Below are 24996 nucleotides of genomic sequence, written 5' to 3' on the forward strand. Positions count from 1 at the left end.
TTAATATGTAGGTCTCACCACACTGTTTGCAAACGATACGTACTTTTATACGCAAAAAAAGACACCTCTCTCCTCTCTGGAATTCCTTACTAGGAACTGCCCTTCGAATATAAGTGTGTCCATCTCGATTATAGGTTAACCTCTTCTTCACGTTTCAGAAAGCGGAAAGGAGAACGGCTGTTGGCCCTAGCAACCTTTCCCATACCTCCATACCATAGGATAGCCATCAGAGGCACAATAAACCATATCCAATAGTTGGCTGTCGTACTCAAAATAAAGTCATATATCCCATGCCACATCCATGGCAACAGGAGAGAAAACACCAGAATTCTGCGGGTATGAACTCCTTTTGAGAACTTCGCCCTTCCCATATGGTAGCCCATGATCACACCAAACATAGCGTGTCCAGAAACCGGAAGAAGTGCTCTTAGAAACATTGATCCGATTGAAGCGTTGCTATACCAAGCGTACATTACATTTTCTATTGTTGCGAAGCCGAGCGAAATCGCCACAGCGTATAGTATCCCATCATATGGCTCGTCAAATTCGGTATGATTGTAAATCATATGGTACAGCACAAACCACTTTAGACATTCTTCCACGCCAGCGGATATGAGAAACGACTCCACGTAGGGACCACCATTTAGTCCCAGCATCAGCCCTCTCTGAATGATCATTACTGGAAACACAATCAGAAGGCCGAGCAAGAATACTTTAATGACTACATGAAGCGGTTCTTGATCATACTTGTCTTTCAGATAAAAAAAGGTCAACAGAGCAAGTCCCGGCGCTACTGCCGACGTAATGACCGATAACACGAGCACCGAATAACCTCCCTACACCCCTAAACCCTATTACTGCCGTTACACAGCAAGGTAGATGATAACTTTGATACAAGAATGACCGACATATCACCAACAACAAGACTAGGGCTGATCGGCCTAAACAATGGTCATCAGCCCCTAGTCTTGCCTAATTACTCCTGACGCTTAAAATGAGTGCACAATAACTGGACCGCATTCTCCGGCATCACTGTTTTCCCGTATTCATCGAGAACAGCTTCTGTGACCGGTGAGGAATCTCCAAACTCAGCAAGTACGCCAACAAGACCTGACAACGCCGTTTCTTCAAATTCCTTTGGATCGAAATACAGATACCATTTATTGTTATAAGAATACAGTTTCCCCTGGGAAGTAATATTACCGATGAGCACATGAGCCGCTTCAACCAGAACCTCGAAATCGCGGAATGCATATACAATGGAGTCGCTTTGTTCAAGAGTAACTTCCATTTCATAAATCTCTTCTGGCAATTCTTCTTCCCCGGACGCACCGTACTGATGGTGATCATATTTTCCTCGGGTCACTATAACGACCATGCCTTGCGCGGGCAATGCGAAAACTTCTACGGCAAGCGGACCCGTGGCATCAAAACCTAGTTCACTATATGCTTGATCCATCATCTCTGTAAACAGGTCATGAACCTTAGGAACTTCCTGCCACATGTCTTCCTTCTGGATGCCCCGCTCGCTCAGGTCGTCAAAAGTGAGGAAAATCCGTATCTTATCTTGACTTAATCGCTCTATTCTCATGACAGGATCCTCCTTTTGCAAGCTCATTTATTATAATGTATGATGAGTCCCGAGTAATGAGCCAAAAATGGTTACTATGTAAGTATGTTATCATTTTGCCGAGATAAATGCACGTAAATAAATATATAAAATCCTCTCTATTGAATAAACCATTTTCAAGGCCCTGAATAATAAAAAAGAATCATTCTGCGGAATATTTCATCCCCAAAATGATTCTGATGGAGTCCTTTACGGTTACAATCCCGGTATGGTTGTATGCGTTTCTTTAAGAATCTGCTCTACTTCGCTCTTTACTTCAGGATTGCTGCGAATGAATTCCTTTAACAATTTAAGATTGGATTCCTTCGACTTCACTGGTGATTCAGTCTTATGCTCAGAGGTTGCGCTGCTTGAACCGTTACTTTGAGCATTACTACTTGAAACAGCAGTGTTACCAAAACCAGTCGTGGCCATACCGATTATTTTTTCTTTTGCTTTATCTGCAGCCCCACTCATGGAACCACCCGATTGCCCTAGCGAAGACATTAAAGAATTCCGCTTTTTGGACATAATCATACTGGCTGCGGCGCCCATCAGCACCCCGCATAAAAATGACGAAGTATTCATATTTCCAGCCTCCTTGTATGGTAAAATCATGTTTAGTGTTCGCGGAAAGATTCCGGCTCATACAACCTAATAACAAGAAAGCGAGTTGAAAAAAGTGGGTAAAATGACATCAGTGCTCCTATTGGCTACCTTGCTGCTTACAGCCTGTGGCAACAGCGGTGCAAATGGAAATACAGCCAAGGAAACAAACACCACAAACAATCCGCCCACGGCGGCAGCTACACAAAGCGCAGAAACTACGGCGCCAGCACCTGAAGCAACAGCCAGTCCTACCCCTGAAGCAACAGCAGATGGAGGTACTACAGGAAATAGTACAGCCAGTAAGGGTGAAGCATCCGCTGAAATTCCACTGCTGTACCATATGAACAAAAATTACGACATCGTCCCTAATGAGGAAGCTACAAATAAAAAAGTGGTTCTGCTCACTTTTGACGACGGTCCTAAAGATGCTGCAATGATTAACCCTTTGATGGATGTTCTGGACAAACATCAAGCTAAAGCCATCTTTTTCGTAAATGGTTATCGTGTTAAGGAGCATCCTGAGCTTCTGGAGTTAATACATAACCGCGGTGGAATTATCGGCAACCACAGCTGGGATCATATTGTATTGAAAGACAAGTCCTATACTGAGGTTAAAAAGCAAATCGAAGATGTTCAAAATATTGTCAAAGAAACATTGGGAGAAGCTCCTCACTTTTTCCGTCCGCCACATGGTGCCGGTGGGGATGTTGGCAAGAAGGTCGCGGCTGAGAATGGAATGTTATACATGACCTGGTCTGTAGGCTCACTTGACTGGGAAATGAAAGAAAAGGAAACGGGTAAGACAGAAAAATTGATCAGTAATGTTACCGATCAGCTGCATTCCGGCAGTAATATCCTGATGCATGAGCTACCATGGACCGTTGAGGGACTGGATACCTTGCTCACTACACTTGAGGGTAAAGGCTACAGCTTTGTTGATCCGCGCAGCATTGAGCTAAAAATGCGTTGATCTTCTCATCTTTACATGTCCGATAGTTGCTTCGTCAGTGCAATTGTTTTCGAATCAAACAAAAATAGAAGGGGGTTCCAAAAGCCATTTGCATGGCTTTGGAACCCCCTTTTTACGCTACCAGTTTTCCTTACTGGAAAGAGTATGCACTATTGGGTTGATTTACGCAGTGTCAGCACATGCATTTCAGCAGGACTGCCCCAGCGAAGTGGCAGATGTGCTGTTCCAAACCCTCTGCTGATCAGCAGCAGGGCATTTTTTGCGGAACCGTCCCCTCTTGGCCAACTAAACTTTCCAGCGTCATATTTATGATAGAAATGCTCTACATGTCTTTGACCCACAAATGGAAGGATCACCTGCCCCCCATGCGTATGACCTGCCAGAATCAGGTCCGCTGGCACACTCTGGCGCTTCGATAACCAAAGCGGATCATGTACAAGAATAATACGACAGGTATCTTCAGCAGAAGTGTTTGTGGTTAATGGCGGAAAAGGACCGTATGGAGTTTTGCCCCCATTTTTCGGAAAATCAATTCCGGTTAACCAAAGTTTAGCTCCCTCACGTTCAAAAGCCACATTTTCATCCATTAACAGTTTTGCACCACTGTCCTGAATAATCTCATCTACCCTTGAAATATTAGCCCGATAATCATGATTTCCATGCACAACATAGGTAGATGCAATAGAAGTAACTAGAGTCATATTATCGACAAGACGATTTAAAGGACTATCTTTTTCCGTTAGATCTCCTCCCAGAAAAACAACATCTACCCCACCCTTTAATGGTGTCAGAAGCGCGGAAGGAAGGCGGCGGCGATGGATATCTGTTATAAACAAGATACGAAATCCATCGAACTCTTCAGGTAGCGAATCTAGCATTATTTCCTCGGTAATAATTCTGTTTCTAAAAGCATTAATCACCATGATTATGACAACGACCGCAGCTATCAATAAAATGACCAAAGCCATTCCCCATGCCCATATGCTCACCATAATGTACTCAGCGGAGGCGCTCCTTCAATTCCCCACCAAAGCAGCCCGATTAGCAAAATAACAAAGGTAAAAATCAAAGAATTTACAAACATCTTGCTTAAACGAACTTTTTCTGAAGAATAAGTATCTGAACGAGAAGGAACAGATTCTTCGTCCTTCTCTTTACTTCCTGTGGAAGAGCGCTTTGCAGAACCTGCTGGGCGGCGAGCTTTTCTTGATAAAGTTGCCGTAGAAACCCGAGCGGTAGCATTTTTCTTTATAGGAGTAGACTTCTTTTCAGGAGTAGCCTTTTTTACAGCCTCCGAAGTCCGCTTCTCTTTTTTACTTTTGCCAGGATGTTTGCTTTCACTTTTGTGTTGTTTTTGTCGAGACTTTACCCGGCTTAATTCCTCACTCATGATTCCCTCCTATAGCGGATCACCAGACCTGAGATCAGGTCGATGAAGAAGTGACATAGTATAGGGGCCCAGAGGCTGCCCGATTGAATGTAAATATATCCAAGACCATAACTGCTTAAGAATACCCAGCCGGTAGGTACAAAGTGACGTAAATAACGGACATGAATAAGAGCAAATACTATACTCGTCCAATAAGGGCCAATGGAATATTGGATGGCTCCGCGGAATAAGAGCTCCTCACATACCGATACAATTGCTGCTATGACGATAATATGCCACACAGGGCGATTTCGAAATAAAAGGTCGTTTATTCCACCATCATCCATGCTCTCCTCAGGGACAATATGTGTCAATAAATAGTCAACAATTAGCATTGCAGCAGCAAGACCAAGGCCCCATGCCACAAAATGTACTTTTTCTGGAATAATTAATAGCTGAAAAGGATTTCTTTTCTGAAATAATATCCATATCAAACCGATAATTAATGTGAGCCCCTGAGTGATATAGAGATTGAGCAGCAGAAGACGGTCTGTCAACTGGCCTGGTTCTACCTTTTTAACCTTAATCTCGCCAAATTTGAATTTTTTCATCGTGACCTGCCTGTTCTTTATTTTTTTCGGGCCGCTCCGAGAGAGAAACCGTCCATAGTGTTGCTATCAATACATAATACATAGGATAATCCCCCCAGAAAAAGGAGCATTTATTATGAGCAAACGTAAGTCCCGCAATCAAATGTTATACACGCTAGTTTTTTTGTTTTTCTTAGTTTGCGCCTTCGCCGCATTTTTTACTGGCGTCAAGGTTGGCGCAGACAAAACTGAAGCCAAATATGACAATCAATCAAGCATGAATGGATTAGTAGAATTCACGGGCTCGTACCAACAGCAGGATCTTGTTACTTTCTATCATAACGTATTTTTGCCCTATCGGGAATTCAAGCGGAATTGGAACATTCAAGTAGATAAGTTAGCGCGCAGCACAGATGCTCGTATGAATGCGGCAGTAATGAAGAATCTAAGTATTCTAGCAGACCAGCAATATGAAAGAGTTAATCAAGATTCAATTTTCACTAACTCTCCTCTATTACATCAGTCACAGGTCAATGTACTCAAAAGCTTAACTTTATTTTCTAAGGCCTCCGGCAAAGTCTCTACTAGTGCCTCTGGTGCAGAGACAGCCAAGTTATTGAAAAATGATGAATTTACAACCGGCGCCGTGAAGTACGGTCTGTTAGCACAAAAGAACTTCTATGATTCTATGCTAAAATGGGGCTCTAAGACAAACCAGAAAATACCTTCTGCACCTGGCGAACTAAAAACGATGTCTTTCATCCAGTGGAAAAAAATGCCGCTTCTTTTGAAGAATGCTTCTATCGCTGACATGATGCTGAATCGCGGAATTTTTGCAGGTTATGATCCTCAGGACATCACTGCTAAAATAGACGATATGATTTACTCAGGCACTGCAAGCTCATTAAATCTTTCGGATATCCAGTCCTCAGTAACCTTGTTGATTTCTACAGGTGCTGTGCAGGAACAGGATTTTGTAAAATGGCGGGAACAGTATTATAACAGGGAGACACTTCCACAGCTTCCGTTCTTTTTTGAATAGAACCAGTTATTGAATCATAACGAAAAATGAAGTTCACTTCAAGAAACGCTGCTTGCAAAGCCTATTGACACAACTTGCATACCGTGTTACATTATGAAAAAATTAATCATTCAAAACCGATGATGGAACAAAGATCCTGGAAGTCTTCAGAGAGCCGGTGGTTGGTGCAAACCGGTGACGAACAGCTATCTTTAGCGCTCCTGAGATATTGTATCGAACCTTAAAGTAGGTACAATCGGATCAACTCCGTTAACAGTGTGGCCTATGCAGGCCAATGAGGCTGCTTCTTCCAAGTTGCAGTGAATTAGGGTGGTACCACGAAGATAACTCTCGTCCCTTACTACGGCAGTAGTATGGGGTTGGGAGTTTTTTTAATTCCCTAATCCCCCATAAATACTACCTTATGCCCAAAGTTACCGATTTCGCGGTACTCTTGCACGCTGTTTCTTTTGTGCGACACCGCGTTGATCTACTATTATTACATGTTTTTCTCTACTAGTTCGTGAACCTTCTGGTATTGTGGACTGCCCATCAGGGCGTCCTCGACATATAAAGCTTTTCAACTTTAAGGGGGATAAGAAACCATGTTTAAAGTATTAGTATCGGATCCAATCAGTGATTTGGGCATTCAGCAATTGATGGACGCAACAGATGTAGTTGTAGACAAAAAAACAGGTCTCAGTGAAGATGAGCTCGTTGCAATCATCGGTGAATATGATGGTCTACTCGTCCGCAGTCAAACTACAGTAACTGAAAAAATTATCGAAGCTGGAAAAAACTTAAAGGTCATTGGTCGTGCAGGTGTGGGTGTAGATAATATCAAGCTGGAAGCTGCTACTCAACGTGGGGTTGTTGTTATCAACGCTCCTGATGGAAATACCATTACAACTTGTGAGCATGCTTTTGCAATGATGATGGCTTTGGCCCGTCACATTCCACAAGCTTACGCAAAAACAATTGGTGGAACCTGGGATAGAAAAACCTTCGTGGGTGTAGAACTTCGCGGCAAAACTTTAGGTGTACTGGGAATGGGCAGAATCGGTAGCGAAGTGGCAAAACGTGCCAAAGCTTTCGGCATGGAAATCCTTGCTTTTGATCCTTTCTTAACTGCTGAGCGTGCTGAGAAACTGGAAGTAAAATTAGCTTCCGTTGACGATGTAGTCCGCGGAGCAGACTTCATTACTGTGCACACTCCACTTACTCCGGAAACACGCCATATGATTTCCCGCCCGCAATTTGAAGTGATGAAAAAGGGAATGCGCATCATCAACTGTGCCCGTGGTGGTGTAATTGATGAAATGGCGTTAGTAGAAGCTATTGATAGCGGTATTGTTGCTGGCGCTGCATTTGACGTATTCGAAAAAGAACCGCCACAAGCAGATCACCCATTCTTGTCGCATCCAAAAATTATCGTGACTCCTCACTTGGGCGCTTCTACAATTGAAGCTCAGGAGAATGTAGCGATCGATGTATCGGAACAAGTACTGCATATTCTGCGTAATGAACCGTTCATCAATGCTGTAAATATTCCTCCAGTTGCTCCAAGCGTAATGAACAAACTCCAGCCTTACTTCACACTTGGTGAGAAGCTGGGCAGCTTTGTTACCCAGATTACAGATAGTGCTATTCGTGAAATCCATGTTGAGTATGCGGGTGATCTGTCAGATGTCGATACCCAACCACTTACCCGCTATATTGTGAAAGGCGTGCTCTCCCGCCACTTCGCTGAGGATGTTAACATCGTTAACTCCATGCACTTGGCAAAAACACGCGACGTTAATGTAGTAATAACTAAAGCTTCCAAAACTAAAGGCTTCACTAATCTGATTACCGTGACCCTTAAAACAGATCACGACCAAGAACGTCTCGTAGCCGGAACATTGCTGCAAGGTTATGGAGAAAGAATTGTTCAAGTGAACAAGTTCCCGGTTGATATCGCTCCTGAAGGACATCAAATTGTAGTATCCCATAACGACAAACCAGGGATTATCGGACTTGTGGGCACATTGCTGGGCGAAAATGATGTCAATATCGCCTCCATGCAAGTGGGACGTAAAATCGTTGGTGGCGAAGCAATCATGCTGCTGACCGTTGATAAAGCTGTACCTACTCATGTGCTTGTGAAGCTTGCTGGCCTGCCAGAAATCAACACTGCCGAAGAAATCATTCTTCTGTAAGCAATACGATAGAAATCAAACAACAGAGCAGCGATCCTCCTCTTATAGGAGTTTCGCTGCTTTTGTTGTTGATCGTTGACCCGTTTCGGCTTCATTTACAATATCGAATTGAGTACCCTCGTGGAGGCTTACGTACGCCCTTGAGGTTACGGACCCAGATGACCTTATATGCAATAATTTCGCCTTTGAAGCAGGGTTTCGGACTCTGGTGCCACTATTCCTCAAAAAGAGAGCTAAATCAGGTGCTTTGCCTATCAATAGCGTCTCTGGGGACCGATAGCGTTCTAAATATACGAAAATACTGCATTATAGATCAGCTGTGTCCTATACTGCTTCACACGCACATATGGGATCAAACAGATCAAGTTTGCTGTTTAGACTAAGAATGCGGGAACAGTCCGACCATCGATGTCTGTAAATCCATACTTTTCAGCCAGCTTAGCAACCTGCTGCGGTTGTCCGGTCATAGACATGACCTTAGGATCGGCTGCTAGAGCAGCGGCTGCTCTACCGATATAGGTTGTGGATTCAGTCATCTGCAATTCTTCAACCTCATGCCAATGCTCCTCATCCGTGTTCATGCTCTCCAACACCGCCTCTGTCCTCATCCAGCCCGGAGTAAGCGGAATAACTGCAATGTTGTCCTCTTTAAGCTCATTCGATAACCCGTAGGCCATGCGGACAAGTGAGTTTTTAGAAAGATCATAATAGAAGTTTCCAAGATATTTGTAATGATCCCAAAAGGTTGTGTGGATGATTAGACCGCCAGCTTTTGCCTCACGCATTAATGGTATTGCATAATAATTTGTTATCAACTGTGCCCTCACACCCGCATTAAACATATTGTCCCAATGCGCTGTAGGAAGCTCCCAGAAAGACTTCTGCTCAATAGGTAAATCGTTGCCGCCCCATACATTATTGACTAAAATATCAAGCTTTCCTTGCTCTGAAGCAATCTGGCGAATGACCGCCTCTGTCTCCTGATCTTTTGTATGATCACATCGTATGGCGCTGCCGGACCCTCCCTCCGCTTTTATTTCCCTAAGTACGTTATCAATGCTCCGCTTGCTATGCTCTATGCCAGAAGCCTCTGTCGTTCTGCCCGTAATATAAACGAATGCACCTTTCCTTGCCAGCTCCAATGCAATTCCTCTACCAGCACCTCTGCTGCCTCCGGTGACCAATGCTACTTTTCCTTTTAAAGTCATGTTCTCAATCCTTTCTACACTTGTTTTTCTCTAAATGTTCTGTATTTAATCCTTACCTTATATAAGTATAATTCTTTAATATGACATCAACTGACATATATAATATAATAATTAATTAAGAACTAACTAACATTTATTAGGAGGAGGAATGTTCCCTTAATGAGAGCCGATCGTTTGTTATCCATCTTACTTTTGCTGCAAAATCGTGGAAAGATGACGTCCCGTGAGCTAGCCCAGACCTTAGAAGTGTCTGAACGAACTGTGTTTAGAGATATGGAAGCCTTATGTACAGCGGGAATACCGATTCTTGCCGAACGGGGACGCGAAGGAGGTTGGATACTCACAGAAGGATACCGGACCTCCTTAACGGGTATGAAGCCCTCAGAAATTGCTACACTGCTGCTGTCCGCAGACTCCTCAATCTTAAAAGATCTGGGTATACAAAACGACTTCTCTTCTGCCGTGCTTAAGCTGGAGGCTGCTTCCCCATCCAGGCCGAATAATCCAGCCAGTTACCTGAGCCAGCGCATTCATATTGATGGTGCCAGCTGGCACCCTTCCGACGAGACATATCCGTTCCTATCTGTCCTGCAGGAAGCTGTTTGGGAAGACCGTAAAGTAAAGATCACTTACCCACGGAATGACGAGATGAAGGAGCGTTTCATTGAACCTCTCGGGTTAGTCGCAAAACGTGGAGTTTGGTATGTAGTGGCACGAACCGAGGGTGAAATGCGGACTTTTCGCGTGTCGAGATTAATACAAGCTGACGCAACTTATGAATCATTTGTCAGACCTGAGGCTTTTGATTTAAAAAGCTACTGGGAACAATCGACTTTAGCTTTTAAAGCAGCACTGCCAAAATATGTAGTGAACTTAAAGGTGAATGAGTCTATTCTTAAAGAATTACAACGTGAAAGATATGTAACTATAACTTTAGTAGAACCCTCTGCTAATACTGGGTGGATGAACGTGGAGGCCGAGTTTAATGCTATAGAATCTGCCTGTCGTATCGTACTCTCTTTCTCTCCTTCAGTTATTGTTTTAGCTCCTATCGAACTAGTAAGGATGGTAAAGTCTGCTATTAAAACAATTTCCACAATATATGAGGAATTTTGACATGAATCCTAAATATCTACTACTTAAAGAAGATTTATGACACTTCTCTATAGACCAATGACCTATAAATCCCCTATAATAACACCATTACATAAAATTTAATAAGGGGGACATTTTACCAATGAGCTGGATGCACAAACTTCCGTTAAAACAAAGAATTGTTGCCGGATGTTACCTCGTTGCCGCACTGTTTGCTATTCCTGTCTTAGTTACGTTAATGATTCTAGGTCAATTTCTCGTAGGAATTATACTAGTAGTTGTTCTTGCAGGTCTGACTTTACCTGTTGCTCGCTTCGTGGAGAGAACGCTTACATCATCTTTTGATGATATTGCTAATGTATCTCACAGTATTTCGAAGGGTGATTTCACTAGCAGAGCGGACGAAAATGGTTCAATGGGTGACGTAAGCCGCTCCTTTAACACAATGATTGATAAGCTCAAGAAGATTTTGACCGATGCATCGCAGATCACCCGTCAAGTTATGGATGCAAGCCGCGGAATCGAAGATAAGAACCAGAACCTGAAAATTGTCATGGCACAAGTAGCCTCTTCTTCTACTGAGCTCGCTCTTGGTGCAAATGAAATATCTACGGATATCGCTGATATGACAGAATCCATTAAAGACATTGAAACTAAAGTATCCAATTATACGAACTCCACCAAAGAAATGAACAGACGTTCAATACATACCTTAGAACTTGTCGAGCAAGGGCGCCAATCCGTAGATACACAGGCTGAAGGCATGCGTAAAAACATAGAGGCTACACAAAAAGTGGCTGATACTATTGAAGCTCTCTCACAAAATGCCCGCGGGATTACGATGATCACCAAGACCATCACAGAGATCGCTGAGCAGACCAACCTGCTGTCACTGAATGCCTCCATCGAAGCTGCTCGTGCCGGAGAGCATGGTCGGGGTTTTGCCGTTGTAGCTCAAGAGGTCCGCAAGCTTGCTGAGGAATCTACGGCATCCACAAAAGAAGTATTCGGCTTGGTCCGCAGCATTGAGTCAGATATTAAACAAGCCATCGATAATATCGCCATCAATGAAGAGGTTGTGCAGGTTCAGAATGAAATGATCACTCAATCTGCCCATATTTTCGCACAAATTGTACAAAGCGTGCAGTACATTACCGAGCAAATCTCTTCATTCTCTGCGGAGAGCGATCTTATGCTAGAAAGTGCCTTGAAAATTTCCAGTGCAATTGAGAATATCTCAGCAATCACCGAAGAAACTGCTGCTGGCACGGAAGAGGTATCGGCGGCTATGAATGAACAGATTAATGCCCTGCAGTCTGTTGCAGAAGAAACGGAAAAAATGACCCAGGCCGTATTTAATCTGCAAAAAACCATTCATATCTTTAAATTCTAGTTCAAAACTATCAACTGCCACCTAAGCTGAGTCTTAGGTGGCAGTTTTTTTCGCGAGGCAAAACTTCATCTCTTGGACAAGACTTTCGTCAAATTTCGAGTTTTTTTAGCGGATTATGTTGACAAAAATTAATGAGGAATATATTGTAAAGGAAAATTATTCTTATCAACTATAAATTAATATTGGCAAAATCCTCGAAAGAGGATGACGCAAAACCATGGATCTACAGCCTCATTTTTTCGTTTGAGGCCATGATTGCCAGGTTGCAGAGGAACCAGGACGGCTGAACTATTGTTCAGTCTTAGCGGTGCCTTATGCCACCAACCTGTGCTTACTATAGAGCACAGGTTTTTACTTTTTGAGTATATTGATCTGTCGTATCTATTCGGTAGATTAATAACTAATATATATCAAAAAACTTGTGAGGTGTTTCTTTTGAAGACAGTCGCAGATTACATGGCGGAAGCACTACGTAACCTTGGAGTCACCCATTCTTTTGGGATCATTGGCAAATCCATTTGTCCAATTGTTCTAAAGATGGTGGATTACGGTATTGAATTTATTCCCGGCAGACATGAAGCAAGCTCCGGATTCGAAGCAGCAGGGTATGCGCTGAAAACGGGTAACCTAGGCGTAGCATTTGGTACTTCGGGTCCTGGGGGAACTAACCTGCTTACAGCAGCAGCACATGCGAAAGCTAACAACCTACCTGTCCTATTTATTACCGGCCACCAATCCATTACAGAGCTTGGAATTCCTCAATGTCAGGACTCCACCTCTTTTCTGGCTGATTTAGCTGATATGTTCAGACCTGCCACCTTGTTCAGTAAATTGGTTGAACGTGGGGATCACTTTGGTACTATTTTTAATCATGCGATTTCTGTGGCCCTGACCAAACGGGGTCCTGTTCATCTTTGTATTCCTTTTGATGTACAAACTGAAGTATTGGAAGAATGCAATATAGTAATCCCAGAAAGAGAATCTCTAATTAGTCAAGCTAATATCGATAGAGTCATCGATGCTATTCAAGCTGCTAAGAATCCTTTGATTATTGCGGGTAAAGGAATTAACCGCTCCGGAGCACATAAAGAGCTTGTTCAACTCGCAGAAACTTTTAATATTCCTGTAGTAACATCTCCAGGTGGAAAAGGGGCTATAGTCTGGGATCACCCACTCTATCATGGTCCTATTGGCGTTGGCGGTTCGACCCACGGGGACGATTTATTGAATAAAAGCGATTTATTTATAGTGCTTGGATCACGTTTAAGTGATATGACCATCTGTAATCTTAAACGGGAGAATCATCCAGCAACTTTAATTCAATTTGATATTGATCCAACCTTTGTCGGAAAAATACTATTGTCCAAAACGATACCGGTCACTGGGGACCTGCGCGATAATTTGGTGCACTGCCTAAATCATATTGACCCAAGCACAATCACCAAACGTGAGGCTTTGGCCGATGCGGATTATTCAGAAGAGCTTCCAACCCTCAAGAATCTTTCCCTTGCTTCGGTAATGAGCACTTTAAGTGATTTGATCCCTTATAATAATTCAATTTTCGTTGATGATGGAAGTCATGGATTCCACGCTGCAAAATGGTACAAGGTTAAGAAACCGGGCAGCTTTGTTTTTGATGCGTATTTTGCTTGCATGGGTAATTCGATCGGCATGGCTATTGGTGCAAAAGTTGCAGCTCCTGAAGAAACTGTCCTCTGCATTACAGGTGATGGTTGTTTCATGATGCTCGGCGCTGAGATTAACACCGCTGTCTGCAAAGATATCCCTGTCATCTTTATCGTGGTCAATAATAAGCAACTAGATATGGCTCTTAAGGGTATGGAGAAAACCACAGGTCGTATCGATGGAACTCTATATGAAGTACCAATGGACGCCGTGAAATTCGCTGAATCTCTAGGTGCTAAAGGCTACAAATGTGAGACTGCGGATGAATTCACAGCTGCAATTAAAGATGCGGTAGCTCTAAACCATGTTGCCGTTATTGAACTACTAACAGACCGTGATGAAGTCCCTCCGACTGCACACCGTACTTTGAACCTAAACTAGGAGGCTAACCATGAAGGAAAATATCAACAGTGGTCTCAACCACTTCACGAATCTATCAGGAGACTATGGCGCAAAAGCACTAGCTCCAATTAAAGACCACTTCCCTGACTTGGCTGAATTTATTATGGGGAATGCCTATGGCGATATTTTTCAACGTAATACTATAGCCCCTGACTGGAAGGAAATCGCAGTCATTTCATCTTTAATTTCAATGGGTCAATTCGAACAGTTGGGCGTTCATTATGTCATGGCCCTTCGTGTTGGAGTTACCGTAGAACAGCTTAAAGGTATTCTATTACACTTAGTACCCGTTATAGGGGCACCTAGAATCATCACAGCTTTTAATATCCTGCTTGCAACCATAGAAGAAATCCAATAACCCAACAGTTCGACAACAATATACAAAATTCGACTTTATTATTGCATATACTTGAAAAATATGCCTATAATAGAGTCGGAATATCCCATTACTTGCTGTATAGTGTCGAATTTTGACTTTTATAAAACAGCTAAATGGATATACATGGCTGGATATTGCAGTCGAACTGTTTTGGACAAATTCAATCTATGGGAGAGATTTAGGCATGGGAAGTTTCGTTTTGAAGACAGACACTACAAACAAGGTTATTAACATTGAGTTAGATGGAACATTTTCTGAAGAAGATGGTCTAAAATCTATTCAAGCTTATCAACAAACTATCAATCCAATTACTCCAGCTGACTATGAACTAAAAATCGACTGCAGAAAGCTAAATGTAACTGCACCAGATGTTGTACCTCTTTTAGAAAGCTGCTTTGTAATGTTTAAGAATGATGGATTTGTAAAAGTAAATCTAACGCTTGAAAATAACCCGATCCTCAAAATGCAGCTTTCCCGTCTTGGCCGTAAAGCTGGACTCGATAACATCGAGATCATTTCTGCGGTTACAGTCTAGATCTTTTAGTCTTAATATGTAGGCCACATTTTACTGCTTTCCTGGAGGCGTATTATGACCGGAATTCGTATTAAAGGCATTGATATCTATCATCCCAGCAATATAGTTGGTAACGACTTTTTCATTAAGCATTTTGACGAAAAAGGCATTGATATTCGAGGTCTATTATCCGCATTAGGTCGTATTACACGGTATAGTATTAAGGATGCGGATGAGAATTCCCTTACGATGGCTTTTGAGGCTGCCAGGAATGTTCTGGAGAAAAGTAGTCTCACAGGTGCCGATATCGACCTTATTGCCTATGCAAGTCAAACTCCTGAGTATATCTTTCCTACCAACTCATTAATGATTCACCGTTTGATCAAAGGCGCATCCCATACAATCTGCATTGACAGCAATGCTAATTGTGCGGGTATGACGGCTTCTGTGGAACAGGTTAGCCGTCAGATGCAAGCGAATCCTAGGATTAAACGAGCGTTGGTCATCGGCTCCGATTATGTAACCCCTCATGCCGATAAGAATGATCCAGTCTACTACGCTAACTTCGGTGATGCAGCGGCGGCTGTCATTCTTGAACAGGCTGAGGATGTAGTCGGTTTCATTGACTCTATCTACCAAACGGATCCTTGTGTTTGCGATAATTCCAAATTCCCGTGCGCAGGCCTGGCTAAACTGGGTAAGCAAGGTGTAGCGGCTGGAGAGTTTAATGTGAAGTTTATTCCTTTTGATGATTCCATTTGCATAGATGCTGCTTCTGAGTCTATTCGTACTCTACTGTCTAACAACAATATCGCGCCTGAAGCCATTAAAGCAGCCTGCTTCTCACAGTTTTCATTGCCTAATATCTTAGAGATGTGTGAGAAAGTCGGCATTGATCGCAATGTAGCGGTATACATAGGGGATGAATTCGGATATACCTCTACCAGCAGCCCATTTATTGCTCTACATAAAGCTGTAACTACTGGAAAGATCGAACGTGGTGATAAAGTCCTGTTCTGGACAGTGGGCGCCGGTTGGCAAAATGTAGCATTTGTTATTGAATATTAGGAGCTGTATAACAAAAAGCGGCAAGCTAGGGATTCACCTAAGCTTGCCGCTTTTTAATATAAATATGAACGCAACATCAGGACTTACTTGCAAAGGTGAGCCCCTTTTCCGCGAGAGCACTCCGCAGTAGAACGATCGCCTTTGGCCCCAATCCATGTAGCTGCAGAAGCTCTGCCTCCGTAAGCTTGCTGAATTGTTGAAGCTGAACATATCCAGCCCCATGCAGGGCTCGAAGCGCCGGCTTAGATAGTCCGCCCGGCAGATCAGATTCGGTTCCGTTAACCATAGACATATACAGCCCCTTTATCACTGATATCCTTCATGCTTCTCCCAACCCATGGTACGCGCTACAGCGTCCTTCCAGGCGTTGTAACGACCTTCCCGCTCAGTTATACCCATCTCAGGCGAGAAGACCCTCTCAGCCTTGTTGAAGCTCTCTAGCTGGGCACGTGTCCACACTCCGGATGTTAACCCGGCCAGAAGCGCCGCACCCAAAGCTGTTGTCTCCGCATAGGTTGTTCTAGTAACCTCACTGCCCAGGATATCAGACTGGAATTGCATCAGCAAATCGTTACGCACAGCTCCGCCATCCACACGAAGGCCGGTCAATGGCATGCCTGCGTCTTTTTCCATAGCTCCTATTACATCTCTAGATTGAAAGGCTAAGGACTCCAATGTAGCTCGTACCAGATGTCCTGAGGTAGTGCCTCTAGTAAGGCCAAATATGGCTCCACGGGCATACATATCCCAATAGGGTGCCCCCAGTCCGGTAAACGCAGGCACAACGATAACCCCTTCACTGTCCTCTACTTCCCGTGCTTTATCTTCTGAGCCTGCTGGATCCTCTATAAGACCAAGCCCCTCCTGCAGCCACTGAACGGCCGCTCCGGCCACGAACACACTGCCCTCGAGAGCATAATAGAGTTCATCTTCCATACCCCAAGCTACAGTGGTCAACAAGCCATGGCTGGAGGCTACAGCTTCTGTGCCTGTGTTCATTAGAATAAAGCAGCCTGTACCATAGGTGTTTTTGGCACTGCCGGGTTCTAGACAAGTATGTCCAAACAATGCGGCCTGTTGATCTCCAAGTACAGAGCGAATTGGAATGTCCGCCCCGAACCACTGTTTGTCTGCTACTCCAAATTCGCCGCCAGACATTCTTACTTCTGGCAGAATGGCACGCGGAATACGAAGCTCTTCCATTAGCTCTTCATCCCAGCACCGTTCATGAAGATTAAACAGCATCGTACGTGAGGCATTGGTAACATCAGTGACATGTACGGCTCCGCAAGTAAGTCTCCAAATTAACCAGCTGTCGATCGTCCCTGCTAGAAGTTCCCCACGATTCGCCCGTTCTCGGGCGCCATCCACATGATCCAGTATCCAGGAGATTTTGGTAGCTGAGAAATAAGCATCTACAACAAGGCCCGTCTTGCTCGCTATAACTTGCTCCAGCCCTTTACTTTTAAGTTCTTCACATTGCTCTGCAGTACGCCTGTCCTGCCACACAATCGCAGGGTATATCGGTTTGCCCGTTATTTTATCCCAGATTAAAGCTGTTTCTCTCTGATTGGTTATTCCGATGGCAGAGATCTCCTCAACTGCTATGCCACCCCGCGCAATCGCATCTCTTGCCGCTGCGAGCTGTGACGCCCAGATTTGCTCAGGGTCATGCTCTACCCAGCCTGGATGGGGGAAGGATTGTTTAACTTCATATTGACCTTGTGAGACCCATTTAGCCTCCGTATCGAACAATATGGCTCGTGAGCTGGTAGTACCTTGGTCTAAAGATAAAATCATTCTATGCCCTCCCAAGCAAAACCTACAAGATATGTTCCACGATGAACAAGATTAATGTGTTTGTTTCAACAAAAAGCACCTCTGCTGTCAGAGGCGCTATCACACATTGTGTTTGGAATTACTGTTTTTCGACAGGAAGTCTTAGCGTAAAGGTTGTACTTTCGCCTAGTTTGCTTGAAGCTGAGATGGTCCCGTGATGCGACTCTACAATATTTTTAACAATCGCAAGCCCAAGTCCCGTTCCACCTGATTCTCCCCGTACACGCGCCTTATCAGCTTTGTAGAAGCGGTCAAATATATACGGCAGATCCTCTGGTGGAATTCCAACCCCTTCATCCTGAATTTTAATCTCAAGATAACAACGGCCTTCTAATACACAAGTTCCTGTATGAACCGTGATTTTTTTGCCACCCTGTGTGTGGCGAAAAGCATTATCAAGTAAATTGGTTAAGACTTGTTCCAGCTTATCCTCATCCGCTGCCTTCAGAACAGCAATATCACTCTCTTGCTGTAAGTGAAGATGGATATCGCGCTCTTTCGCACGTACAGAAAATTTACGGTAGACTCGTTCCAGCAGTTCATTCATGTCCACCTGAGCTTTCATCATATCCGTATGTCCGGCTTCCATTCGGGCAAGATCAAGCAAATCCTTAACCAGACGCCCCATACGCAGTGATTCGTCATGAATGACCTGGATCAGCTCACTGCTTTCTTCGGGGGATGAAGCCATCCCGTCCAATAAAGCCTCACTGTACCCTTGCATCATCGACAATGGAGTACGGATTTCATGGGAGACATTAGCTACGAAGTCTCTGCGCATCTTTTCCAGACGCACCTCTTCCGTCACATCCCGCAGTACAGCAACTACTCCCCGAATGCTGCCTTCAGAATATAACGGTGCCATATGAACAGACCAGACGCCCTGCCGTACATGTACATTGGAGCGGTCATCGCCACCTTGCTTCAAGGTGCTTAAAAATAAAGGACGCAGGGGAGGTGGAACACTGCTCTCAGCCGTTTCGGGATGAAGCTCAGCATCACTCGCATGTTCCCACTGCAAATCGCTCCAGCTCTCTAGCAGAGCTTGGCCGTGCGGATTGGTCAAAATAATCTGCCCTTCAATGTCAAAGGTGATCACAGCATCGCTCATACTGCGCAGTACGCTAGACAGATGCCCCTTCTCATGATGCAGACTGCGAATGTTCTCTTCAAGCTCCTCAGCCATGTGGTTAAAGGAAGTAGCCAACTGGCCAATTTCATCACTTGTGACAAGCGTAAGCCTTGTTCCGTATTCACCCCGTCGAATGTTATTCGCAGCTTCAATGACACGCTGCATCGGCTGAGTAATTTTGGTAAACAAAAACAATGCAAAAAATGTCGTCAAAGAAAATCCGATCATACAAGTATACATAAATAAACGTTTGATATCTCCGGAATTGGCAAAGTTACTGTCTATGTAGGGAAGCAAAAATAACCCCAAGGTAATAAGCACGACAGCGACCAGGCAGATGATCGTAACCCACAGTTTGCCGACAAGACTTCTCCAGAAGTTCACTTATTTAGGTACCTCTAGTTTGTAGCCTACGCCCCATACGGTCGTAATCATCGCTGCAGATTCCGGTGATACTTTATTCAGTTTTTCACGAAGACGTTTTACGTGAGTATCTACAGTACGCAAATCTCCGAAAAATTCATAATTCCAGACATCCTTAAGTAGTTCTTCACGAGAAAATACTTTATCAGGCGAAATAGCCAAATAATGCAGAAGTTCATATTCTTTAGGTGTCAAACTTACTTCTTCACCACCAGCAGTCACACGGTGAGCATCATGTTCAATAATAAGATGAGTAAATACAATGTTATTGCTGGAATTGCTCTCCTTGGACAAGAAAGCAGTTGCCGAAGAACGGCGCATAATAGCCTTCACCCGGTAAATGACTTCACGTGGACTGAAGGGCTTCACAACATAATCGTCTGCGCCCATCTCAAAGCCTTGGACACGGTTGATCTCTTCGCCTTTAGCTGTAAGCATTAAGACCGGTGTTGACTTCACTCCTCTGAGTCTTGTCAGCACTTCCATCCCATCGATGCCAGGCAGCATAACATCCAGCAAAATTAGACCGTAGTCATTTGCTGTTGCTTTACGAAGAGCGATTTCTCCGTCTTCCGCTTCATCGATTTCATAACCTTCTTTTTCAAGATACATCTTTAGCAGGCGGCGAATGCGTTCCTCATCATCCACTACCAGAATTCTGTTTAAATGATCTGCCATTTCACTACAACCCCTTCATCAATACAGTAGAACGTAACCTTTAAACCATTGTGCAACGTTAACAGGTAAACTATGCTCAGTCCGTCCCCGCGTAAGAATGAAGTCCGGCGATGACTAAATTAACGCCAACCAGAGTAAACATTACGACCAGGAAGCCAAGCACAGCCAGCCAGGCAGATTTTCTTCCTTGCCATCCACGAGCCAAACGTAAATGAAGATAAGCGCTATAGAAGAGCCAAGTGACAAGCGCCCAGACTTCCTTAGGATCCCATCCCCAGAATCTTCCCCAAGCGATTTGCGCCCATATCATTGCAAAGATCAAAGCGCCTAATGTGAAAATAGGAAAGCCAATGGCTATCGCCCTATACGTAATCTCATCTAGATCGCCCTCATCAATTCCGTCCATCACTGGGTGTAAAGCAGTGCCCAGCGGTTTACGTACGATCAAGCGAAGAACTCCGTAGAGGATTAATCCCGAAAGGAGTGACCAAATTACAGTATTAAACTTCCGTCCAGCATTTACACCATTCATCCAAGATGGTGCCTCAAAGAGTGGTTCTTTTATGCCAAGAAACGACTGGAAGCTCTCAATTTCGCTATTGTGAGGTGCTACAATCGGCGGCATTCGATAACTCACTTTCTCTATTGTACTATTTTCCTGCCCGGGGCTGTCAATCGTAACGTTCGGACGGACAAAAACAGTTTCATAGCCTGCTCCGCGGAATGCAAAAACAGAACCCAGAAACCCAATTATAACAATGATTGAAAAGAGAGTAAATTCGACCAGCCTCTGTTGCTTGCGATCCGCCTTCTCTTTACTGGAAAAATTGACTGTTCGCAGCAGATACATCAGTCCCGCCGCAAACCCTACTGCGAAGAAGGATTCACCTAGTGCAGCCAGTGTTACGTGAATCTTTAAGTAGTTCGATTGAAGAGATGGAATCAGCGGCTGTACTTCCTGTGGAAATACTGCGGCATAAGCCATCACAATAATACTGATTGGAACTGCAAAAAGACCCAAGATTACCTTACGATAAATAGCGTACATCACAGTAAAGGCAACCATCACCATCATCGATAAAAAAGTCATGAACTCATACATGTTGCTGACCGGAATATGCCCTGAGCCCGCCCAGCGTGTAAAGAAATAAATAAGATGAAAGATAAGACCTATTGAAGAGAAAATAAAAGCAATTTTGCCCCAACGTGCGGTATGTTCCTCCGGCTTGCGGCCTGACCACTTGCGACCCATGATGGCGATAGTGAATAACATAAACGAACCGCTGTATAATAAAAATGCGGCAATAAAGACAGCGCTGCTGATGTCGAGCAAGCTCATGAAAGGCCTCCTCCATTATCTAATGATTTTTCATCGACTACCAGATCTACTTTTTCTAAAATAGAAACGATCTCACGGCGGAACCCGAACCAGTTCTTGTTCGTATGTCCTCCGAGGATAAGCTCCCCGTTAGCAACGGTAAGCCAGATACGTCTATGCTGCCAGTAGAAGCCAAGCACTAAACCCAGCATCACGATTGCTGCACCTAGCCATACAAACGGCATTGCACGATCAATACGTATATTCAAGTAAGTAGTCGATTCCGAAAAATCAACGTCGCTCATGTTGTCCACTTCAAGCTCAAGAAATCTATTGCTCCCGCCAAGCTTATCGTTAATGGCAGCCTGTTGAAACTGCGCCTTATCCACCTGTTTAGGAAAATAGAAATACTGCTGCCCTTCCACCGGGAGATCCGGACCTTGTATCAGGAACAAAAAAGCAGGTGCATTCGGATAAGGTGATTTGGAAATCGGCTGACCCTCCTCATTTAGACCAAAATCCATATACTTTTCTTTCAAAGTTAAAGTATAAGGACCCGCCTGAATTGCCCGCTGAGGGTTCTTCATGTCCAGCTTAAATTTGCCGTACGCCTCGCCAGTGGTGGAATTCTTAAGCTCAGGCTGTACCGAACGCAGCACAGGGGTCAGATCATAATCAAACTGATACGCTTTCAATCCTTTATAATCCAAAGGTGAATTTACTTGGATATCATGTTTCGTCACCTCGGATAGCTGCGGTTCCTTCGAAGGGTCTCCACAATCCGCGGTGCATTCATAAAGCACAGCTTGGGTCTGGAATAGCTTTGGAAGTATTTTTTTGCCGCGAAATTCCTCAGGCATCTCTTCCTCCGTATAAAACTCCACGGTAAATTTCTCATTTTTCAAATAATAGGTGGTGTCCGGAATCTGTGTGATCTCCCCTTGCGGGAAAGCAAGATGCTGATCCATGTTCAGTCCCGGCAATCCTCTTGCTAATACAGCAAGTAAAAAAATAATTAAGCCAATATGTATTACATAAGGTCCCCAGCGGCTGAAGCGATGTTTCTCTGCCAGCAGAGCCCCTCCATCCGTCTTCACGCGATAGCCCTTTTTACGCATAGGCTGAATTACCCGGGCTACCCAAGCTTCTGGTTCCTCTTGTACTTCAGTCACTAACACAGCTTTTTGCCGAGTTAAGAACTGACGATGTTTCCGAATCTTCTGTCTGGTTAAAGCCTTATAGAGCGGAAGTACTCGATCCAAGCTACAGATCACAAGTGAAGCGCCGATCATTACGAGTAGAGTTACAAACCACCAGGATTCGTATGTATGTGAAAGTCCAAGTTTGTGATAAATATATCCGGCTGTTCCGTACTCTTGCTTGTAATAAACTGAGGCATCAATATTAAGAAAAGTACTCTCCTGCGGGAAAATCGTCCCCAGCATAGAGCCTATAAGTGTCAACACGATCAGATAGATCGCTATTTTGACGGAAGAGAAAAAGTTCCACACCCGATCAATAATCCCCGGGTTAACGCGCTGAGATCGGCGAGCTACGCCATCGTAACGCATTTCCAAATTCTCGCCCCAGTCTGATTCCTTCCCCAACGGCTTCCCGCATGCTTCGCATAAAACAGTACCTACAGGGTTCTGGTGACCACATTCACATTTGGTATTGGTTATAAATGCCTCGCGTTCACTCATCAATCCACCAGCTTCCCAATTTGATCATCAAGTGAATTCAAATCAAGCTGGCCGATATGAATGTTGTCAATTTTACCCTTGGAATTAATGAATAAGGTAGTTGGCAGCGGAGAAATACCATAACTTCGTACAGCATCACGTCCAGTGTCCATCAAAATCGGAAAATCGATGTTTACCTGCTTCACAAAATTCTCGACAGTCATCCGGTCTTCGCCCACATTAATGCCTAAGACCACTACGTCTTTGTCCTTCCATTTCTCCCATTGCGCTTGGAGAGCCGGCATTTCTTTGACACAAGGTGCACACCAAGAGCCCCAGAAATTAAGCACAATAGTCTTGCCCTTATATTCGTCTAGGGTATGAGCCAGACCGTCAAGCCCAAGCAAATCAAAGGAAGGTGCTTTGCTCCCTTCCTCTGGTTTGCCGCTTCCCCCAAATACAGAGGAACCGATGGCATAACCGCCCACTATAACAATTAGAAACAGAATTACGATTTGAATTGGTTTTCTTGCTTTACCCACACGTAAAGCCCCCTTCTGTGACGCAACTCATACTTATGTTGTAAGGTGTGAACATCCTATGAACATTATAGCGAATTTCGTCACAGCTTTAGGGGGTTTAATTGTGAATATTCTGTGTCTTTATGACTCTTTACGTGGAGTTCTTTCTTTAAGCAATCCTGCTTTGGCAATTTGCTGCAGATGGTTAATTTCATCCTTGGTCAAATGACGGTAAGAGCCACGTTTGAGATTTTGCAGCATAATATCCCCGAATGAAATCCGTTTCAGACGGAGTACGGGGTGTGAAATCGCATCAAACATGCGTCGTACCTGACGGTTACGTCCCTCGTGAATCGTGATGCTGATAACCGCTTCCTTATTTGCCTCATCAATATCCTTGTACTCTACTTCCGCAGGCGCTGTCATGCCATCTTCCAGCTTGATGCCAGCTTTCAGCTTGTCCAATGCAGTGCCATGCGGTATACCCTTGACCGTAGCATGATACGTCTTAGGTACATGATGCTTCGGATGAGTCAGCAAGTTAGCAAAGTCCCCATCATTCGTCAGCAGCAGCAAACCTTCCGTATCGTAATCGAGCCGGCCTACAGGGTAAACCCGTTCAGTAATTCCTTTTAGGTAGTCCGTTACAACCTTACGACCCTTTGGATCGGAAGCGCTTGTGATTACTCCCTTAGGTTTGTTGAACATAATATAGATTTTGTTCTCGCCCCGGATCAGTCTACCGGAAACTTTAATAATATCTGTTGCGGGGTCCACCTTCGTGCCAAGCGTAGTTACGAGTTCCCCGTTGACTTCCACTTTACCGGCCAAAATCATTTCTTCACACTTGCGTCTGGACGCCACACCGGCCTGCGCCAAAATTTTCTGTAATCTTTCCATATTCGACTAGTCACCTCAGATCAATGATAACCATCAGAGGGATAAATCACAAGTTCATTCCAAGGAAAAAATGCTCCTGGGCAGGAATTATTGTGGGGTTCGATGATTAAAGGGGAGATTTGGTAGCGTTCTACTAATTCTAAAACAAGTTTAGCCGTTGCAAAAAGCTGCTCCTGCCTTCCGGATATTGGAGGATCGCCCACTTCCTTACCAAAATCACCTTCCAAACAAATATGAATATACTCCGGATCTGTCAGTAGCGGTGCTGCATAAATCGCGCCATCCACTCCTACCCAGAAGTCAAAACCTTTACCGTTAATGGATGTGCAGCTAGAATGATGCAGAATAAAGCCTTTATAGTTCATTGCGGAATGCCCCCCTCCACATTGCTG

At 44.1% G+C, this 24996-nt stretch carries 25 protein-coding genes, 1 riboswitch and 1 other annotated feature; of the genes, 9 read left to right on the forward strand and 16 right to left on the reverse strand.

The genetic code is table 11. The annotated features are described in order from the left end of the window. Positions 1–128: 128 nt before the first annotated feature. From prsW to MHH46_RS21430, 3 genes are all read right to left on the reverse strand, one after another. The gene (prsW, locus tag MHH46_RS21420; protein WP_076134692.1) at positions 129–824 is read right to left on the reverse strand and encodes a glutamic-type intramembrane protease PrsW; all 696 of its coding nucleotides are present in this window, start codon (positions 822–824) and stop codon (positions 129–131) included. Positions 825–976: 152 nt separating this feature from the next. After that, positions 977–1591, reverse strand: a complete 615-nt coding sequence (locus tag MHH46_RS21425; RefSeq protein WP_036676203.1) for a genetic competence negative regulator — start codon at positions 1589–1591, stop codon at positions 977–979. Between the two features lie 234 nt (positions 1592–1825). Then, the gene (locus MHH46_RS21430) at positions 1826–2197 is read right to left on the reverse strand and encodes a hypothetical protein (RefSeq protein WP_076141316.1); all 372 of its coding nucleotides are present in this window, start codon (positions 2195–2197) and stop codon (positions 1826–1828) included. Between the two features lie 103 nt (positions 2198–2300). Between MHH46_RS21430 and MHH46_RS21435 the strand changes: the two genes are divergently transcribed. Beyond that, positions 2301–3188 (forward strand): polysaccharide deacetylase family protein, encoded by an 888-nt coding sequence (locus tag MHH46_RS21435; RefSeq protein ID WP_282579788.1) that lies wholly within the window; start codon positions 2301–2303, stop codon positions 3186–3188. 149 nt (positions 3189–3337) lie between these two features. On the opposite strand, the gene MHH46_RS21440 is transcribed toward MHH46_RS21435, so the two are convergent. Genes MHH46_RS21440 through MHH46_RS21450 form a run of 3 tightly spaced genes read right to left on the reverse strand, consistent with a single transcriptional unit; the run spans position 3338 to position 5168 of the window. Beyond that, a complete protein-coding gene (locus tag MHH46_RS21440; protein WP_081387839.1) occupies positions 3338–4180 on the reverse strand; it encodes a metallophosphoesterase in 843 nt (280 codons plus the stop codon). Beyond that, a complete protein-coding gene (locus MHH46_RS21445) occupies positions 4174–4578 on the reverse strand; it encodes a hypothetical protein (RefSeq protein WP_076184021.1) in 405 nt (134 codons plus the stop codon). Before MHH46_RS21445 ends, MHH46_RS21440 begins: the two co-directional genes overlap by 7 nt. Then, positions 4575–5168 carry a CPBP family intramembrane glutamic endopeptidase gene (locus MHH46_RS21450; protein WP_036676197.1) on the reverse strand — a complete coding sequence of 198 codons (594 nt, stop codon included), beginning with the start codon at positions 5166–5168 and terminating at the stop codon, positions 4575–4577. Before MHH46_RS21450 ends, MHH46_RS21445 begins: the two co-directional genes overlap by 4 nt. 115 nt (positions 5169–5283) lie before the next feature. On the opposite strand from MHH46_RS21450, the gene MHH46_RS21455 reads away from it, so the two are divergent. Next, a complete protein-coding gene (locus tag MHH46_RS21455; protein ID WP_076127483.1) occupies positions 5284–6189 on the forward strand; it encodes a hypothetical protein in 906 nt (301 codons plus the stop codon). A gap of 110 nt (positions 6190–6299) precedes the next feature. Next, positions 6300–6530, forward strand: a binding site (T-box leader). Between the two features lie 243 nt (positions 6531–6773). Then, positions 6774–8366, forward strand: a complete 1593-nt coding sequence (gene serA, locus MHH46_RS21460; RefSeq protein ID WP_036676193.1) for a phosphoglycerate dehydrogenase — start codon at positions 6774–6776, stop codon at positions 8364–8366. A 374-nt stretch (positions 8367–8740) separates the two neighbouring features. Here the strand turns inward: serA and MHH46_RS21465 are convergent, their stop codons facing one another. Further along, positions 8741–9574, reverse strand: coding sequence for an SDR family NAD(P)-dependent oxidoreductase (locus tag MHH46_RS21465; RefSeq protein ID WP_076127482.1), 834 nt, complete (start codon positions 9572–9574; stop codon positions 8741–8743). 159 nt (positions 9575–9733) lie between these two features. Here MHH46_RS21465 and MHH46_RS21470 point away from each other — a divergent pair, with 159 nt between their 5' ends. The 6 genes from MHH46_RS21470 to MHH46_RS21495 all read left to right on the forward strand — a co-directional run bounded on the left by MHH46_RS21470 (position 9734) and on the right by MHH46_RS21495 (position 16111). Continuing rightward, positions 9734–10690 carry a YafY family protein gene (locus MHH46_RS21470; RefSeq protein ID WP_076192216.1) on the forward strand — a complete coding sequence of 319 codons (957 nt, stop codon included), beginning with the start codon at positions 9734–9736 and terminating at the stop codon, positions 10688–10690. Positions 10691–10811: 121 nt separating this feature from the next. Next, positions 10812–12062, forward strand: coding sequence for a methyl-accepting chemotaxis protein (locus tag MHH46_RS21475; protein WP_036676188.1), 1251 nt, complete (start codon positions 10812–10814; stop codon positions 12060–12062). Between the two features lie 174 nt (positions 12063–12236). Then, positions 12237–12333: riboswitch (cyclic di-GMP riboswitch) on the forward strand. Positions 12334–12488: 155 nt separating this feature from the next. Continuing rightward, complete coding sequence (locus MHH46_RS21480; RefSeq protein WP_139329858.1) at positions 12489–14129, forward strand: thiamine pyrophosphate-binding protein; 1641 nt, start codon at positions 12489–12491, stop codon at positions 14127–14129. 10 nt (positions 14130–14139) lie between these two features. Next, the gene (locus MHH46_RS21485; RefSeq protein ID WP_036676184.1) at positions 14140–14508 is read left to right on the forward strand and encodes a carboxymuconolactone decarboxylase family protein; all 369 of its coding nucleotides are present in this window, start codon (positions 14140–14142) and stop codon (positions 14506–14508) included. Between the two features lie 112 nt (positions 14509–14620). Further along, positions 14621–15064 carry a hypothetical protein gene (locus MHH46_RS21490; protein WP_248548483.1) on the forward strand — a complete coding sequence of 148 codons (444 nt, stop codon included), beginning with the start codon at positions 14621–14623 and terminating at the stop codon, positions 15062–15064. Between the two features lie 54 nt (positions 15065–15118). Next, complete coding sequence (locus MHH46_RS21495; protein WP_076184028.1) at positions 15119–16111, forward strand: ketoacyl-ACP synthase III; 993 nt, start codon at positions 15119–15121, stop codon at positions 16109–16111. Positions 16112–16187: 76 nt separating this feature from the next. Here the strand turns inward: MHH46_RS21495 and MHH46_RS21500 are convergent, their stop codons facing one another. The 9 genes from MHH46_RS21500 to MHH46_RS21540 all read right to left on the reverse strand — a co-directional run bounded on the left by MHH46_RS21500 (position 16188) and on the right by MHH46_RS21540 (position 24969). Continuing rightward, positions 16188–16403 (reverse strand): DNA-binding protein, encoded by a 216-nt coding sequence (locus MHH46_RS21500; RefSeq protein WP_076184031.1) that lies wholly within the window; start codon positions 16401–16403, stop codon positions 16188–16190. Positions 16404–16417: 14 nt separating this feature from the next. Next, complete coding sequence (glpK, locus tag MHH46_RS21505) at positions 16418–17911, reverse strand: glycerol kinase GlpK (protein WP_076192218.1); 1494 nt, start codon at positions 17909–17911, stop codon at positions 16418–16420. A gap of 118 nt (positions 17912–18029) precedes the next feature. After that, positions 18030–19466 carry an ATP-binding protein gene (locus MHH46_RS21510; RefSeq protein WP_076192220.1) on the reverse strand — a complete coding sequence of 479 codons (1437 nt, stop codon included), beginning with the start codon at positions 19464–19466 and terminating at the stop codon, positions 18030–18032. Next, positions 19467–20183: a response regulator transcription factor gene (locus MHH46_RS21515; RefSeq protein WP_036676174.1), complete on the reverse strand. Its 717-nt coding sequence runs from the start codon at positions 20181–20183 to the stop codon at positions 19467–19469. 76 nt (positions 20184–20259) lie between these two features. Then, entirely contained in the window at positions 20260–21522 is a 1263-nt protein-coding gene (ccsA, locus tag MHH46_RS21520) for a cytochrome c biogenesis protein CcsA (RefSeq protein WP_036676173.1), read from the reverse strand. After that, on the reverse strand, positions 21519–23204 hold the full coding sequence (locus tag MHH46_RS21525; protein WP_076192222.1) for a cytochrome c biogenesis protein ResB: 1686 nt from the start codon (positions 23202–23204) through the stop codon (positions 21519–21521). Before MHH46_RS21525 ends, ccsA begins: the two co-directional genes overlap by 4 nt. Beyond that, positions 23204–23725, reverse strand: coding sequence for a redoxin domain-containing protein (locus MHH46_RS21530; RefSeq protein WP_038572444.1), 522 nt, complete (start codon positions 23723–23725; stop codon positions 23204–23206). The genes MHH46_RS21525 and MHH46_RS21530 overlap by 1 nt, the downstream gene beginning before the upstream one ends. A 120-nt stretch (positions 23726–23845) precedes the next feature. Further along, positions 23846–24604, reverse strand: a complete 759-nt coding sequence (locus MHH46_RS21535; protein ID WP_036676166.1) for a pseudouridine synthase — start codon at positions 24602–24604, stop codon at positions 23846–23848. 20 nt (positions 24605–24624) lie between these two features. Beyond that, positions 24625–24969, reverse strand: a complete 345-nt coding sequence (locus tag MHH46_RS21540; protein WP_038572446.1) for an N-acetylmuramoyl-L-alanine amidase — start codon at positions 24967–24969, stop codon at positions 24625–24627. Positions 24970–24996 lie beyond the last annotated feature (27 nt).

The sequence above is a fragment of the Paenibacillus sp. FSL H8-0175 genome, from assembly GCF_045040615.1.
Lineage (GTDB): Bacteria > Bacillota > Bacilli > Paenibacillales > Paenibacillaceae > Paenibacillus_AQ > Paenibacillus_AQ odorifer.

Bases quoted from the DNA above. Each gene is read 5' to 3' on its own strand.
- MHH46_RS21425 (WP_036676203.1), bottom strand. From the start codon at position 1,591: ATGAGAATAGAGCGATTAAGTCAAGATAAGATACGGATTTTCCTCACT.
- MHH46_RS21430 (WP_076141316.1), bottom strand. From the start codon at position 2,197: ATGAATACTTCGTCATTTTTATGCGGGGTGCTGATGGGCGCCGCAGCC.
- MHH46_RS21435 (WP_282579788.1), top strand. From the start codon at position 2,301: ATGACATCAGTGCTCCTATTGGCTACCTTGCTGCTTACAGCCTGTGGC.
- MHH46_RS21440 (WP_081387839.1), bottom strand. From the start codon at position 4,180: ATGGTGAGCATATGGGCATGGGGAATGGCTTTGGTCATTTTATTGATA.
- MHH46_RS21445 (WP_076184021.1), bottom strand. From the start codon at position 4,578: ATGAGTGAGGAATTAAGCCGGGTAAAGTCTCGACAAAAACAACACAAA.
- MHH46_RS21450 (WP_036676197.1), bottom strand. From the start codon at position 5,168: ATGAAAAAATTCAAATTTGGCGAGATTAAGGTTAAAAAGGTAGAACCA.
- MHH46_RS21455 (WP_076127483.1), top strand. From the start codon at position 5,284: ATGAGCAAACGTAAGTCCCGCAATCAAATGTTATACACGCTAGTTTTT.
- serA (WP_036676193.1), top strand. From the start codon at position 6,774: ATGTTTAAAGTATTAGTATCGGATCCAATCAGTGATTTGGGCATTCAG.
- MHH46_RS21465 (WP_076127482.1), bottom strand. From the start codon at position 9,574: ATGACTTTAAAAGGAAAAGTAGCATTGGTCACCGGAGGCAGCAGAGGT.
- MHH46_RS21470 (WP_076192216.1), top strand. From the start codon at position 9,734: ATGAGAGCCGATCGTTTGTTATCCATCTTACTTTTGCTGCAAAATCGT.
- MHH46_RS21475 (WP_036676188.1), top strand. From the start codon at position 10,812: ATGAGCTGGATGCACAAACTTCCGTTAAAACAAAGAATTGTTGCCGGA.
- MHH46_RS21485 (WP_036676184.1), top strand. From the start codon at position 14,140: ATGAAGGAAAATATCAACAGTGGTCTCAACCACTTCACGAATCTATCA.
- MHH46_RS21495 (WP_076184028.1), top strand. From the start codon at position 15,119: ATGACCGGAATTCGTATTAAAGGCATTGATATCTATCATCCCAGCAAT.
- MHH46_RS21500 (WP_076184031.1), bottom strand. From the start codon at position 16,403: ATGTCTATGGTTAACGGAACCGAATCTGATCTGCCGGGCGGACTATCT.
- glpK (WP_076192218.1), bottom strand. From the start codon at position 17,911: ATGATTTTATCTTTAGACCAAGGTACTACCAGCTCACGAGCCATATTG.
- MHH46_RS21515 (WP_036676174.1), bottom strand. From the start codon at position 20,183: ATGGCAGATCATTTAAACAGAATTCTGGTAGTGGATGATGAGGAACGC.
- ccsA (WP_036676173.1), bottom strand. From the start codon at position 21,522: ATGAGCTTGCTCGACATCAGCAGCGCTGTCTTTATTGCCGCATTTTTA.
- MHH46_RS21525 (WP_076192222.1), bottom strand. From the start codon at position 23,204: ATGAGTGAACGCGAGGCATTTATAACCAATACCAAATGTGAATGTGGT.
- MHH46_RS21535 (WP_036676166.1), bottom strand. From the start codon at position 24,604: ATGGAAAGATTACAGAAAATTTTGGCGCAGGCCGGTGTGGCGTCCAGA.
- MHH46_RS21540 (WP_038572446.1), bottom strand. From the start codon at position 24,969: ATGAACTATAAAGGCTTTATTCTGCATCATTCTAGCTGCACATCCATT.